At 72.6% G+C, this 12,940-nt stretch carries 13 protein-coding genes; 5 read left to right on the top strand and 8 right to left on the bottom strand.

What is annotated here, in order from left to right:
* Positions 1–123: 123 nt before the first annotated feature.
* Together SCAB_RS39575 and SCAB_RS39570 are read right to left on the bottom strand one after the other, a co-directional pair.
* Positions 124–369 carry a hypothetical protein gene (locus tag SCAB_RS39575; RefSeq protein WP_013005668.1) on the bottom strand — a complete coding sequence of 82 codons (246 nt, stop codon included), beginning with the start codon at positions 367–369 and terminating at the stop codon, positions 124–126.
* Between the two features lie 501 nt (positions 370–870).
* A complete protein-coding gene (locus SCAB_RS39570; protein WP_041670139.1) occupies positions 871–1,827 on the bottom strand; it encodes an ROK family protein in 957 nt (318 codons plus the stop codon).
* A 252-nt stretch (positions 1,828–2,079) separates the two neighbouring features.
* Here SCAB_RS39570 and SCAB_RS39565 point away from each other — a divergent pair, with 252 nt between their 5' ends.
* Positions 2,080–3,129 carry a LacI family DNA-binding transcriptional regulator gene (locus SCAB_RS39565; RefSeq protein ID WP_013005666.1) on the top strand — a complete coding sequence of 350 codons (1,050 nt, stop codon included), beginning with the start codon at positions 2,080–2,082 and terminating at the stop codon, positions 3,127–3,129.
* 5 nt (positions 3,130–3,134) lie between these two features.
* Positions 3,135–3,899 carry a hypothetical protein gene (locus tag SCAB_RS39560; protein WP_013005665.1) on the top strand — a complete coding sequence of 255 codons (765 nt, stop codon included), beginning with the start codon at positions 3,135–3,137 and terminating at the stop codon, positions 3,897–3,899.
* 26 nt (positions 3,900–3,925) lie between these two features.
* Here the strand turns inward: SCAB_RS39560 and SCAB_RS39555 are convergent, their stop codons facing one another.
* Together SCAB_RS39555 and SCAB_RS39550 are read right to left on the bottom strand one after the other, a co-directional pair.
* Positions 3,926–5,776 carry a serine/threonine-protein kinase gene (locus SCAB_RS39555; RefSeq protein ID WP_013005664.1) on the bottom strand — a complete coding sequence of 617 codons (1,851 nt, stop codon included), beginning with the start codon at positions 5,774–5,776 and terminating at the stop codon, positions 3,926–3,928.
* 143 nt (positions 5,777–5,919) lie between these two features.
* Positions 5,920–7,227, bottom strand: coding sequence for a DUF6986 family protein (locus tag SCAB_RS39550; protein ID WP_013005663.1), 1,308 nt, complete (start codon positions 7,225–7,227; stop codon positions 5,920–5,922).
* 191 nt (positions 7,228–7,418) lie between these two features.
* Between SCAB_RS39550 and SCAB_RS39545 the strand changes: the two genes are divergently transcribed.
* Positions 7,419–8,324: an endonuclease/exonuclease/phosphatase family protein gene (locus tag SCAB_RS39545; protein WP_041670138.1), complete on the top strand. Its 906-nt coding sequence runs from the start codon at positions 7,419–7,421 to the stop codon at positions 8,322–8,324.
* Positions 8,325–8,380: 56 nt separating this feature from the next.
* Here SCAB_RS39545 and SCAB_RS39540 read toward each other — a convergent pair whose 3' ends face one another.
* The 4 genes from SCAB_RS39540 to SCAB_RS39525 all read right to left on the bottom strand — a co-directional run bounded on the left by SCAB_RS39540 (position 8,381) and on the right by SCAB_RS39525 (position 11,531).
* The gene (locus tag SCAB_RS39540; protein WP_013005661.1) at positions 8,381–9,343 is read right to left on the bottom strand and encodes an electron transfer flavoprotein subunit alpha/FixB family protein; all 963 of its coding nucleotides are present in this window, start codon (positions 9,341–9,343) and stop codon (positions 8,381–8,383) included.
* 93 nt (positions 9,344–9,436) lie between these two features.
* Positions 9,437–10,222, bottom strand: a complete 786-nt coding sequence (locus SCAB_RS39535; RefSeq protein ID WP_037726526.1) for an electron transfer flavoprotein subunit beta/FixA family protein — start codon at positions 10,220–10,222, stop codon at positions 9,437–9,439.
* Between the two features lie 204 nt (positions 10,223–10,426).
* Positions 10,427–10,936 (bottom strand): flavin reductase family protein, encoded by a 510-nt coding sequence (locus tag SCAB_RS39530; RefSeq protein WP_013005659.1) that lies wholly within the window; start codon positions 10,934–10,936, stop codon positions 10,427–10,429.
* A 181-nt stretch (positions 10,937–11,117) separates the two neighbouring features.
* Positions 11,118–11,531: a thioredoxin family protein gene (locus SCAB_RS39525; RefSeq protein ID WP_041670137.1), complete on the bottom strand. Its 414-nt coding sequence runs from the start codon at positions 11,529–11,531 to the stop codon at positions 11,118–11,120.
* Between the two features lie 75 nt (positions 11,532–11,606).
* Here SCAB_RS39525 and SCAB_RS39520 point away from each other — a divergent pair, with 75 nt between their 5' ends.
* Positions 11,607–12,023 (top strand): DUF4395 domain-containing protein, encoded by a 417-nt coding sequence (locus SCAB_RS39520; RefSeq protein ID WP_013005657.1) that lies wholly within the window; start codon positions 11,607–11,609, stop codon positions 12,021–12,023.
* A 186-nt stretch (positions 12,024–12,209) separates the two neighbouring features.
* Entirely contained in the window at positions 12,210–12,938 is a 729-nt protein-coding gene (locus SCAB_RS39515) for a lysophospholipid acyltransferase family protein (RefSeq protein ID WP_013005656.1), read from the top strand.
* The last annotated feature ends 2 nt before the right edge of the window (positions 12,939–12,940 follow it).

The raw sequence follows: 12,940 nt of genomic DNA, 5'->3' as shown, positions 1-12,940 counted from the left end.
CGAGACGGAGCCAGGGACGACGACGGCGGGCCCCATCGAGTGGGGCCCGCCGGCCGCGATGCGAGGGGGGAGACGGAGAACCGGCCGCATCCACGGCCGCTTCCACCACTCTCCGTACGGGCGTCAGCCCTGCTTGCCGCCCTTGCCTCCCTGGTCCGCCAGGCCCCCCAGGGCGCCCTTGTCGACCGCCAGGCTCTCGCTGGAGACCGTCTTGCCGACCTTGCCGAGGGTGCTCTCGACGTCCAGTTTGCTCAGACCGTCCGTCTTCCCGAGGGCGTCGGCGGCTTCGAGACCGTGCGACGGCGTGACGGCCGCGACGACGAAACCGGTGGCGAGGGAGGCGATGGCGAGCATGCTGCGCTTCTTCATGCCCTGCCCAACTGCGGAACGCCCCGCGGGGTCACGGTCGACTTTCGACACCCGGCGCCGCCCGGACGGGGGCGGCGGCCCCGTCGGCCCGCCCGAACGAACACCGCCGGCCCCGTCGGGGCGTCGCCCGGCGGCCCAGGCGGGGCTCTGTCCGGACGACGGCCCGAAGCCCGGCGGGCCTGTCCGGACAACAGCTCCCATTCCGGAAAACCTGTCCGGACAGCCCCCGCCCCCACAGGCCCGTCCTGACAACAGCCCTATTCCGGCAGCCCCGTCAGGACAACAGCCCCTACCTCGGCGACCCCGTCCGAACCACAGCCGCCACTCCGCAGACCTGTCCGGACGACAGCCCAACCCGCAGCCCCACCCGGACGACAGCCCCGCCCCGGCAGCCCCATCCGGGCCACAGCCACAAGCCCAGCACCCCTGTCCGGACGGCGACAGCGACTGACGGCGACGGCGACGTACGGCGACAGCGGCTGACGGCGGCGGCGACGGCCCCTATCCCGCCAGGCCCGCCCCCGCGCCCGGACGCCCCGTCAGTGCCGCCGCGGCGGCTCCGACGAGGCCCGCGTCCGTGCCCATCACCGCGGGGGCGACGGTGAGGTGCTGGACGAAGGAGAGGGTGGCGTAGTCCTTCAGGGCGGCGCGGAGAGGGGCGAGGAGGACGTCGCCGGCGTTCGCGACGCCGCCGCCGATGACCGCGATGTCGATCTCGACGAGGGTGGCGGTGGCGGCGATTCCCGCGGCGAGGGCCCGTGCGGCGCGCTCGAAGGACGCCACCGCGACCGGGTCGCCCGCCCGCGCGGCGGCGGCCACCGCGGCGGCCGAGGTGTCCCCGTCGGGACCGGGCCGCCAGCCGCGCTCCAGGGCACGGCGGGCGATGTTGGGCCCGCTCGCGATGCGCTCGACGCAGCCGTGGGAGCCGCACGGGCAGGCCTCGCCGTCGAGGTCCACGCTGATGTGCCCGATGTGACCGGCGTTGCCGGTGGGACCGGCGTGCAGTCGGCCGCCGAGGACCAGGCCGCCGCCGACACCGGTCGACACGACCATGCAGAGCGCGTTGTCGTGGCCGCGTGCCGCGCCCTGCCAGTGCTCGGCCGCCGTGATGGCGACACCGTCGCCGATCAGCTCCACGGGCAGTCCGCCGGTCGCCGCCCGGACCCGGTCGACGAGCGGGAAGCCGCGCCAGCCGTGGATGTTCACGGGGCTCACCGTGCCGGCCGAGGCGTCCACCGGCCCCGCGCTGCCGATCCCGAGGGCCGTCACGCCACCCCACTGCGGCGCGCCCCTCAGCTCGCCGAGCACACCCTCGACGGCCCGCATGACGGTGTCGCCGTCCTCCCGTGCGGGCGTCGGTCGCTGGGCGCGGACCACTATCCGGCCGTGGCCGTCCACCAGCGCCCCGGCGATCTTGGTGCCGCCGATGTCGAGCGCGGCCACGAGGTCGGTCTGCATCAGTGTCAGTTCTCCCGCTGCGAGTCTCCCGCCGGGCGCCCGGCAGAGCGGCGCCCGGATCTCCGGCCGGAAATCCGGCAGCACGACGCTCGCCTGGTGGGGGGCGCCGGCCGGAGAATGCGACAGACAGTCTCTCCCGGGCGTGACAACGTTGTCCAGGCTCTATGCTCGACGGCACATCCTCAACAGCCGCACCACAGCGACAGCGCACCACCGATCACACCCGTGGACGACAGGACAGGACCGCGCACTGTGCCCGAGACCGCCAACGGCTTCGCCCGCCGCCCCGAGAGCCGCTACGGCAACCGTCCCACGATGAAGGACGTCGCGGCCCGGGCCGGAGTGGGTCTGAAGACGGTCTCCCGGGTGGTGAACGGCGAGCCGGGCGTCACCCCCGACACCGAGCGCCGCGTCCAGGAGGCGATCGAGGCGCTGGGCTTCCGGCGCAACGACAGCGCCCGGGTGCTGCGCAAGGGCCGTACGGCCAGCATCGGCCTGGTCCTGGAGGATCTCGCCGACCCGTTCTACGGCCCCCTGAGCCGGGCGGTGGAGGAGGTGTCCCGCGCCCATGGCTCGCTGCTGATCAACGGGTCCAGTGCCGAGGACCCGGACCGTGAGCAGGAGCTGGCGCTGGCGCTGTGCGCCCGCCGCGTGGACGGACTCGTGATCATTCCGGCCGGTGACGACCACCGCTACCTGGAGCCCGAGATCAGGGCGGGTGTCGCCACGGTGTTCGTGGACCGTCCGGCGGGGCGCATCGACGCCGACGTCGTGCTGTCGGACAGTTTCGGCGGGGCCCGCGACGGCGTCGCCCACCTCCTCGCCCACGGGCACCGCCGTATCGGTTTCATCGGCGACATGCCCCGGATCCACACCGCCGCCGAGCGGCTGCGCGGGTACCGGGCGGCCATGGAGGACGCGGGCATACCGGTCGAGGACGGGTGGATGTCGCTGGGCGTCACCGATCCCGAGCGGGTCCGCAGGGCGGCCGAGGAGATGCTGTCCGGCCCGTCCCCCGTCACGGCCGTCTTCGCGGGCAACAACCGGGTGACGGTGACGGTCGTACGGGTCCTCGCCGAGCACCCGCGCCCGGTCGCCCTCGTCGGCTTCGACGACTTCGAGCTGGCCGATCTGCTCCGGCCGGGCATCACGGTCGTCGCCCAGGACCCCGCCCGGCTGGGCCGTACCGCCGCCGAGCGGCTGTTCCGGCAGCTGGACGGCTCTCTCGTCGCCCCGGAGCGCATCGAACTGCCGACCAGGCTGATCGCCCGCGGTTCGGGCGAACTCCCGCCCGCGGACTGACCCCCATGGCACCCGACCCCTACACGCTGGAAGCGCTCGGCCTCGCCGTGGCGCCGCGCGAGGACCCGCTGAGCTATCCGGGCGTGTGGCCCGCCGAGTCGGGACTGCTCGACGGCAACCGGATGCTGCCGCTGGACACGCTCCGCTTCGAGGACCGCGCGCCCGTCCTCTCGGTCGGCTCCAACGCCAGCCCCGCGCAGCTCGTCCACAAGATGGCGGAGCACGGTGTGCCGTGCCGGATCCCCATGGTCAAAACCCGGGTCACCGGCATCGGCATCGGTGTCTCCGCGCACGTCAGCCTGCTCGGCTACGTGTCCGCGTCGCCGTTCCGCTCCCCCGGCACCACCACCGAACTGTTCCTCACCTGGCTCGACGAGGCGCAGCTCGCCGTGGTCGACGCGAGCGAGGGGGCCGACTCGCCGACCGGCAACTTCCAGCGGGCCCTTCTGCCCGCCGCCGACGTCCGCGTCGCGCTGGAGTCGGGCGAGATCCTCGATCACGCCTGGATCTACGTCAACCGGTGGGGCGTCCTGCGCGACGGCGGCCCCGGACCGCGTCGCCATCCGGGCCGGCAGCGACCGCTCATCGGCGAACTCCTCGCCGCGTCCGCGGAGTTGCGCGAACTGTTCGGCACCACCCCGGAGGAGTTCTGCGCCCGTGCCCGGGGCGACCGGGCCCGGTGCGTGCGGGGCAGGGAGCTGTTCGCCGAGCGGCGGTGGACGACCGTGTCGGGCCTGGAGCAGTACGTGGCGCCGCACCCGGCGGCGTAGGGGCCGCCGTTCCCTGGACCCGGCTCTCAGCAGTGCGGGAGGCCCGGCACCGGGGCGTCGTTGTCGCCGCCCTGTACGTAGACGACGCTGACGAAGACGTTCCTGTTGCCGCTGTCGTCGTCGGTCTTGGCCCACCACACGTTGGTCCACCTGCCGGAGGTCTCGCGGCGGCCCAGGTTCTGCTGGCAGTAGAAATAGTTGGTGCCCTGCTTCAGGATGCCGACCTCGGTGCCCGCGGCGTCGTAGGACTTGGCCGTCGTCCAGACCGTGCAGTTGTACTTGCCGCCGGCGATCGCGTGGCAGACCGGCTCCTCCTCGGTCGCCCCTCCGGTGGAGCCGCCCGAGGTCTCCGTACCGCCGGAGCCGCCGGTGGTGCCGCCGCTGCCGTTCTTCGACGGGGTGGCGGACGCGTCGGGCTCCTCGTCGTCCACCTGCTCGTCCTTCCCGCCGGAGCTCGGGGTCGCCCTGACGTCCTTGTCGTCGTTGCCCTTGCCCTTGTCCTTGGCGGTTTCGTCGTCGGAGAGGTCGACCGTGCCCCGGCTGCGGCCCGCCGAGGGGGTGCCGCCGCCCGGCGCGTCGGCGGAGGTACGGGTGCCCTTCTTCGCGTCCTCCCCGTTGAGCAGGACGACGGTGACGCCGGAGGCGGCGAGGACGACGGCGACGGCCACGGCGGCGAGGAGGGCGCGTCCCCTGCCCTTGCGGGCGCTCCGGCCGCCGGCCGGGGAGACGGTGGTGACCGGTCCCGAGGGCGGTGCCGGCGTCTGCGGGGCGACCGCACCGGACGCGGCGGCCGCACCGGACGCGGCGGTCTCCGCCGGTGGTGCGGTGGCGGGCCCCGGGACTACCGGCTGCGGGGGACCGAAGCCGGGGGTGGGGCCCGTCGCGCCGGCCCCGGCACCCGCGCCGGCCGTAGGCGGTCCGAAGCCCGGGGGCACCGACGGCAGGCTCCGCTGGGTCTCCGGCCTCGGCGGAGGTGCCGGGTCGCCGCCCGCTCCCGTGGCGGCCGGGGAGGCGGGGGTCTCGCCTGCCGCCACGGCCTCCAGCAGGGCGCGCGCGTCGTCGGCGTCCGGGCGCCGCTCCGGGCGCTTGTCCATCAACTGCCGCAGGACGGCTCCGAGCGGTCCGGACCGCCGGGGTTCGGGCAGCTCGTCGCTGACGATCGCGGTGAGCGTCGACCAGGTGGACGTACGCCGGAACGGGGAGGCGCCCTCGACGGCCGCGTACAGGGTGGCCCCGAGGGCCCAGACGTCGGAGGCGGGGCCGGGGTCGTTGCCCTGGGCGCGCTCGGGGGCCAGGTAGTCGAGGGAGCCGACGAGTTCGCCGCTGCGGGTGAGGTGGGTGGCGGAGCCGTCGCCCGGGTCCTCCATGGTGGCGATGCCGAAGTCGGTGAGGACGACGCGGCCCGAGCGGTCCAGGAGGATGTTGCCGGGCTTGACGTCACGGTGCAGTACGCCGACCCGGTGGGCGGCGGCGAGGGCGTCCATGACCTTGGCGCCGACGGCGGCCGCCTCACGCGGGTCGAGCAGGCCCCGGTCGCGCAGGACGTCGTCCAGGGACGGCCCGTCGACCAGCTCCATGACGATCAGCGGGCGTCCGTCGACCTCGGCCACGTCGTGCACGGCGACGACCCCGGGGTGCCGGACGCGGGCCGCGGCCCGTGCCTCGCGCTGCATCCGCAGCCCGAGGTCGGCCAGTTCGGGCGCGCCCGCGTCCGTGAAGGTGCGCAGTTCCTTGACGGCCACCTCGCGGTGGAGGACCTCGTCCACGGCCCGCCAGACGACGCCCATGCCGCCGCGCCCGAGTTGCCCCACGATCCGGTACCGCCCGGCGAGCATCCGCCCGACACCGTCCGTCTGTTCGTTCGCCCCCGAAGACACCCGCGCCTCGCTCCTGTGACACACCGATGAATGGCGTACAGCCTATGCGGTGCGCGGAGGCTCTTCGGACCGGCGCCAACAGCTGTCACAGGACCGCTACTTGGCCGCCCGCCGACCCGCCCACAGAACGCGCCGGCTCACCCCTACCGGCCGGACGAGATCGTCAGATCGGCCCGTCGGGGTGTCGCGAAGCCCTCCAGGTCGGCGCGGGCCAGACCGGTCGCCGCGGACACCTCGTCGAGGTCGAGGGCGCCGCAGTCCAGCCCCCGCAGCAGGTAACCGCTGAGGGCCTTGGCGGTCGCGGGCTCGTCCATCACGTCGCCGCCGGCCCGGTGCGCGTACCGGGCGAGGCGGGCGGCGGCCTGTTCGTAGCCCTCGCGGTAGAAGGCGAAGACGGCCGCGTAGCGGGTGGGGAGGTGGCCGGGGTGCATGTCCCAGCCCTGGTAGTAGGCGCGGGCCAGGGCGCGGCGGGTGAGTCCGTAGTGCAGGCGCCAGGCGTCGTGGACCTGCTCGGTGGGGCCGACCGGCAGGACGTTGGTGGAGCCGTCGCAGACGCGTACGCCGGTGCCGGCGGCCGCGACCTGCATGACCGCCTTGGCGTGGTCGGCCGCGGGGTGGTCACTGGCCTGGTGGGCGGCGGAGACGCCGAGGCAGGCGCTGTAGTCGAAGGTGCCGTAGTGCAGACCGGTGGCCCGGCCCTCGGCGGCGTCGATCATCCGGGCGACGGTGGCGGTGCCGTCGGCGGCGAGGACGGCCTGGCTGGTCTCGATCTGGATCTCGAAGCCGATCCGGCCGGGCTCCAGGCCGCGTGCCTTCTCGAAGGCTTCGAGCAGGCGGACCATGGCGGTGACCTGCTCGGTGTACGTCACCTTGGGCAGGGTGAGGACCAGCCCGTCGGGCAGGCCCCCGGCCGCGAGCAGACCGGTGAGGAAGATGTCGAGGGTGCGGATGCCCCGGTCGCGCACCGGTGCCTCCATGCACTTCATGCGGATGCCCATGTACGGGGCGGCGGTGCCGGTGGCGTACGCCTCGGCGATCAGCCGGGCGGCGCGGGCGGCGGCCTCGTCCTCCTCGGCGTCCGGGCGCGGCCCGTAGCCGTCCTCGAAGTCGACGCGCAGGTCCTCCACCGGCTCGCGCTCCAGCTTGGCGCGGACGCGGTCGTACACGGGCCGCGCGAGGTCGTCGTCGAGTCCGAGGACGGCGGCGAAGGAGGCGGCGTCGGGGGCGTGCTCGTCGAGGGCGGTCAGGGCCCGGCCACCCCAGTCGCGGAGGGTGTCGGCGGCGAGGACGTCACCGGGTACGTAGACGGTGTGCACGGGCTGGCGGGTGCCCGGGTCGCCCGGGTAGCGGCGCTCCAGCTCCGCGTCGACGGGGGCGAGGGAGGCGCTGATCTCCTCGCTGACGGCGCCCGCGAGACTCGTCGCCACGTTCTCCTGCCGGCCCTGCCCCATTCCACACCCTCCATTTTCCGCACTGCGGAATCAGAAATCCGTATACCGAAGCTAACGGTCGATCTTCGTCCCGGTCAACAGCGTCCCGACGTGTGATTCCCCATGTCTTCCCCCTGGTCACTGCAGACTCGGCCGCTTCTTCCGTATTCATCGGGCAAGGTTCATCCTGACCCCCAGGGGAGGAGATCGCGTTGCCGAAAGAGGTCGGAGTGACGCGCCGCCAAGGACTCAGGTCCGCGGCGGCCGCCGCCATCGCCGTGCCGCTGCTGACCACAGCGGGCTCGTCACTGCCGGCGGCCGCCGGCGAGTACGCGGGCGCCCTGAACGTCATGACGTTCAACGTGCGCTTCGCGACCGTCGTCGACAAGACGCCGCGCTGGACCGTGCGCCGCCCGGTGATGCGGGAGCTGCTGCGCCGCGAGCGGCCGCACGTCATCGGCACGCAGGAGGGGCTGTACCAGCAGCTGCGCATGATCGAGAAGGATCTCGGCGGCCACTACGACTGGATCGGCACCGGCCGAGGGGGTGGCAGCAAGGACGAGTTCATGGCGATCTTCTACGACACCCGCCGACTCGACCCGATCGAGTTCGACCACTACTGGCTGTCCGACACCCCGTACACGATCGCCTCCAACACCTGGGGCGCGGACTGGCTGCGCATGGTGACCTGGGTGAAGTTCGCCGATCTCGCGGACGGGGGGCGGGAGTTCTACGTCCTCAACACCCATCTGGACAGCGTCAGCCAGTACGCCCGGGAGCGTTCCGCGAAGCTGGTCGGCGAGACGATCGCCGGATGGGACCGCTCGGCCCCGGTCGTGGTCACCGGCGACTTCAACGCGGCCGCCCACGACAACCGGGTGTACGAGCTGATGCTGGGCAACGGGCTCGTGGACGCCTGGGACGCGGCGGCCTCGCGCAGCCCGGCGTACGGGACCTACCACGGCTACCGGGCGCTGAAGCCCGACGGCCGCCGCATCGACTGGATCCTGACCTCGCCCGGGGTGACGACGCACTGGGCCGCCATGAACACCTTCTCCGTCGACGGGCTGTACCCGAGCGACCACCTGCCGGTGCAGGTCTCACTGACCCTGGGATGAGCCGAGGCCCCCGTGACCGCCTGTGCGGTCGCGGGGGCCTCGGCCGACGAGAGATGTCAGCCCTTGCGGGTGTTGATCTCATCGGTGAGCTGGGGGACGACGTCGAAGAGGTCGCCGACGACGCCGTAGTCGACGAGGTCGAAGATGGGGGCTTCGGCGTCCTTGTTGACGGCGACGATGGTCTTGGAGGTCTGCATGCCGGCGCGGTGCTGGATGGCGCCGGAGATGCCGTTGGCGATGTACAGCTGCGGGGACACGGACTTGCCGGTCTGGCCGACCTGGTTGGTGTGCGGGTACCAGCCGGCGTCCACGGCGGCGCGGGAGGCGCCCACGGCCGCGCCGAGGGAGTCGGCGAGGGCCTCGATGAGGGCGAAGTTCTCGCTGCCGTTGACGCCGCGGCCGCCGGAGACCACGATCGCGGCCTCGGTCAGCTCCGGGCGGCCGGTCGACTCGCGGGGGGTGCGGCCGGTGACCTTGGTGCCGGTGGCCAGCTCGCCGAAGGTGACCGCGAGGGCCTCGACCGCACCGGCGGCCGGGGCGGCCTCGACGGCGGCGGAGTTCGGCTTGACGGTGATGACCGGAGTGCCCTTGGCGACACGGGTCTTGGTGGTGAAGGAGGCGGCGAACACCGACTGCGTGGCCACCGGGCCCTCGTCGGAGGCCTCCAGGTCGACGGCGTCGGTGATGATGCCGGAGCCGATCCGCAGCGCCAGACGCGCGGCGATCTCCTTGCCCTCGGCGGAGGACGGCACGAGCACCGCGGCCGGGGAGACGGCGGCGACGGCGGCCTGCAGCGCGTCGACCTTGGGGACGACGAGGTAGTCGGCGTACTCGGCGGCGTCGTGGGTGAGGACCTTCACCGCGCCGTGCTCGGCGAGGGCGGCGGCGGTGTCGGCGGCACCGGCACCGAGCGCGACGGCGACGGGCTCGCCGATGCGGCGGGCCAGCGTCAGCAGCTCCAGGGTGGGCTTGCGGACGGCACCGTCCACGTGGTCGACGTAGACGAGAACTTCAGCCATGGGATTGCTCTCCTGCGGATTGCGAAGGCGTGAGGGAAGGGGAGGGGCGGCCTCGGCCGTGACCGGCGACGGTCGCGACGGGCCGCGGGGGCCTCAGATGAACTTCTGGCCCGCGAGGAACTCGGCGAGCTGCTTGCCGCCCTCGCCCTCGTCCTTGACGATCGTGCCGGCGGTGCGTGCCGGGCGGGCGGTCGCGGAGTCGACGGCCGTCCAGGCACCCTCCAGACCGACTTCCTCGGCCTCGATGTCGAGGTCGGACAGGTCCCAGGACTGCACCGGCTTCTTCTTCGCCGCCATGATGCCCTTGAAGGAGGGGTAACGCGCCTCGCCCGACTGGTCGGTGACGGAGACGACCGCCGGCAGGGACGCCTGCAGCTGCTCGGAAGCGGCGTCGCCGTCACGGCGGCCCGTGACGACCCCGTCCTCGACGGAGATCTCGGAGAGCAGGGTGACCTGCGGGACACCCAGCCGCTCGGCCAGCAGCGCCGGGACGACACCCATCGTGCCGTCGGTGGAGGCCATACCGGAGATCACCAGGTCGAATCCGGCCTTCTCGATCGCCTTCGCCAGGACCAGCGAGGTGCCGAGGGCGTCGGTGCCGTGCAGGTCGTCGTCCTCGACGTGGATCGCCTTGTCCGCGCCCATCGACAGCGCCTTACGCAGCGCGTCCTTGGCGTCCTCCGGACCCACGGTCAGCACGGTGATCTCGGCGTCGTCAGCCTCGTCGGCGATCTGAAGCGCCTGCTCCACCGCGTACTCGTCCAGCTCGGAGAGCAGGCCGTCCACGTCGTCACGGTCGACGGTCAGGTCATCGGCGAAGTGCCGGTCGCCAGTGGCGTCGGGCACGTACTTCACAGTGACAACGATCCTCAAGCTCACGCCGGCTCTCCTACTGCATCGTCATTTCCGGGCTGCCTTCTGCAAGGCAGCATAGGCGCCTGAAGCGGCCGATCCCGATCGGGGCGACCTGCGCTCCGAACAGAATATTACTCACCAGTACGACGCCTACGCTCCCGCATGACGTGCCCGCTAAGCAAGCGCTTTGAACTGTGAGTTAGGCAACCCTGCGTAATCACGCGGGGTTCAGTCTCGCAGACCGCCGAAGCGGCCCTGGTGGTACAGCAGCGGCCGGCCGGCGCCCGACGGGTCTCCCTCGACCACCTCGGCGAGGACGATCCGGTGGTCCCCCGCCGGGACCCGCGCCACCACCCGGCAGACCAGCCAGGCGAGCACGTCGTCGAGGACGGGAACTCCCTCCGGGCCGCTACGCCATCCGGTGGGCGGGCCGAAGCGGTCGGCGCCGCTGCGGGCGAAGGTGGCGGCCAGGTCCCGCTGGTGCTCCCCGAGTATGTGGACGCCGACGTGGGACGCCTCGGAGATCACCGGCCAGCTGGAGGCTCCGGTGCCGATGCCGAACGAGAGCAGCGGGGGCTCGGCGGAGACCGAGGTGAGCGAGGTGGCGGTGAAGCCGACCGGGCCGCCGCTTCCCCGAGCGGTGATCACGGCGACGCCCGCGGCATGCCGGCGGAAGACGGAGCGCAGGAGGTCGGGGGAGGCGAGGCGGGTCGAGCGGAGGCCGGAGGTGGCCGTCATGGAGTTGTCCTTCTGCCGGGGTCGACGGGATCGCGCGGGGCCGCTCACGGTCCCGGACAGCGGGAACTGGCCGTGCGGACCAGGTCCACGTGCACACGCGCGAAGAGAAGGAGTTCTCGGGGCATTCCGTCAGGCTGACGAGAGGCGGGGTCCATCGTCAAGTGCGTCCCGGTGTGCGGCTTCACACGGCCTCACCGAGCGCGGCGATCACATCGGCTCTGCGCGGCTGGCCGCTGGCCCTGCGCACGATCCGGCCGTCCGCGTCGAGGACGAGGACGGTCGGCGTCTTGAGGATGTCCAACCGGCGGACGAGATCGAGGTGTTCCTCGGCGTCGATCTCCACATGGGCGACGCCGGGGACCATGGCGGCCACCTCGGCGAGCACCCTGCGGGTAGCCCGGCACGGGGCGCAGAAGGCGCTGGAGAACTGGACGAGTGTGGCCCGTTCGCCGAGCCCCTCCCCCAACTCCGCCGCGTCGAGCCGCTTGTCGCCGTCCCGCCCGCGCACTCTCACCCTCCCGCTCCGCCGCCGATGCAGCACTCCGTAGGCGCTCGCCAGCGCCAGCACCAGCCCACACACCACAAGTCCGGTCACAGCGTGCTTCAGCGTTCACGAGACTGCAAAGATTCCCGGTTCCCCGTGGAGATCGGCCTGAGGAATGCTTGACGTATGGACATCGATGTGAGGGGACCGCGCTTCGGGGCGGCCGTGACGACCGTGGTGCTGGCGGTCGCGCTGATCACCCAGAACCCCTGGCTGCTCGCGTGGCAGACGCTCGCCTTCGCGCTGGGCGCGGCGGGCGGGGTGGGGCGTTCGCCGTACGGGTGGGTGTTCCGCACGCTGCTGCGGCCGCGGCTCGGGCCCCCGACGGATTTCGAGGCGCCGCAGCCGCCGCGGTTCGCGCAGGCGGTGGGGCTGGTCTTCGCCGCGGTGGGTCTGGTCGGTCTCACGGTGGGGCCCGCGTGGCTGGGACTGGGGGCGACCGGCGCGGCGCTCGCGGCGGCGTTCCTCAACGCGGTGTTCGGATACTGCCTGGGGTGCGAGATGTATCTGCTGGTCCGACGGGTGACGGTACGCGTGGGGTGAAGACCGGGTGCGCTTACGGTGGTCGATCATGTGTCCGACGTGACGAGAATCTCGCCGCGGGCGAGCGCCAAGACTGGCTACTCGTGCGTTCTTGGGGCACGATCTGCGGGATGCCGTAAACCTACGGCTGCGTAACTTCCCGCCGGGAGACCCCGTCCCAGGCAGAGAGAAGGGTCCACTCCGCCCATGGCAGAGCTTGTCTACCGCCCCGCGATCGGTCTCGCCCAAACCCTGTTCAAGGCCTGGGACCTGAAGATCGACCTCAAGGGGACGGAGAACATTCCGCGCTCGGGCGGCGCGGTGCTGGTGAGCAATCACATCGGCTACCTGGACTTCATCTTCGACGGCCTGGCCGCGCTGCCGCAGAAGCGTCTGGTGCGTTTCATGGCCAAGGAGTCGGTGTTCCGGCACAAGGTCTCCGGTCCGCTGATGCGCAACATGCGGCACATCCCGGTGGACCGCAAGCAGGGCGAGGCGGCCTACGCGCACGCCCTGGACTCGCTGCGTTCCGGTGAGATCATCGGCGTCTTCCCCGAGGCCACCATCTCGCAGTCGTTCACGCTGAAGAGCTTCAAGTCGGGCGCCGCCCGGCTGGCCCAGGAGGCGGGCGTCCCGCTGATCCCCATGGCCGTGTGGGGCACCCAGCGACTGTGGACCAAGGGCCACCCGCGCAACTTCAAGCGCAGCCACATCCCGATCACCATCCGGGTCGGCGAGGCGATAGAGGCATCGAAGGACAAGTACGCGGGCGCCATCACCCGCCAACTCCGCGAGCGGGTGCAGGAGTTGCTGGAGGCCGCCCAGCGTGCCTACCCCGTGCGCCCCAAGGGCCCGGACGACACCTGGTGGATGCCGGCCCACCTCGGCGGTACGGCCCCGACCCCGGAGCAGGTCCGCGAGGCCGAGGCCCGCTGACC

Origin of the sequence: Streptomyces scabiei 87.22 (genome assembly GCF_000091305.1) — a bacterium.
Lineage (GTDB): Bacteria > Actinomycetota > Actinomycetes > Streptomycetales > Streptomycetaceae > Streptomyces > Streptomyces scabiei.
This window is presented reverse-complemented; position numbering and strand designations above follow the sequence as displayed.

Coding starts and splice junctions, on each gene's coding strand:
- SCAB_RS39515 (WP_013005656.1), top strand. CDS start 12,210: ATGGCAGAGCTTGTCTACCGCCCCGCGATCGGTCTCGCCCAAACCCTG.
- SCAB_RS39530 (WP_013005659.1), bottom strand. CDS start 10,936: ATGACGGCCACCTCCGGCCTCCGCTCGACCCGCCTCGCCTCCCCCGAC.
- SCAB_RS39550 (WP_013005663.1), bottom strand. CDS start 7,227: ATGGGGCAGGGCCGGCAGGAGAACGTGGCGACGAGTCTCGCGGGCGCC.
- SCAB_RS39520 (WP_013005657.1), top strand. CDS start 11,607: ATGGACATCGATGTGAGGGGACCGCGCTTCGGGGCGGCCGTGACGACC.
- SCAB_RS39540 (WP_013005661.1), bottom strand. CDS start 9,343: ATGGCTGAAGTTCTCGTCTACGTCGACCACGTGGACGGTGCCGTCCGC.
- SCAB_RS39570 (WP_041670139.1), bottom strand. CDS start 1,827: ATGCAGACCGACCTCGTGGCCGCGCTCGACATCGGCGGCACCAAGATC.
- SCAB_RS39560 (WP_013005665.1), top strand. CDS start 3,135: ATGGCACCCGACCCCTACACGCTGGAAGCGCTCGGCCTCGCCGTGGCG.
- SCAB_RS39575 (WP_013005668.1), bottom strand. CDS start 369: ATGAAGAAGCGCAGCATGCTCGCCATCGCCTCCCTCGCCACCGGTTTC.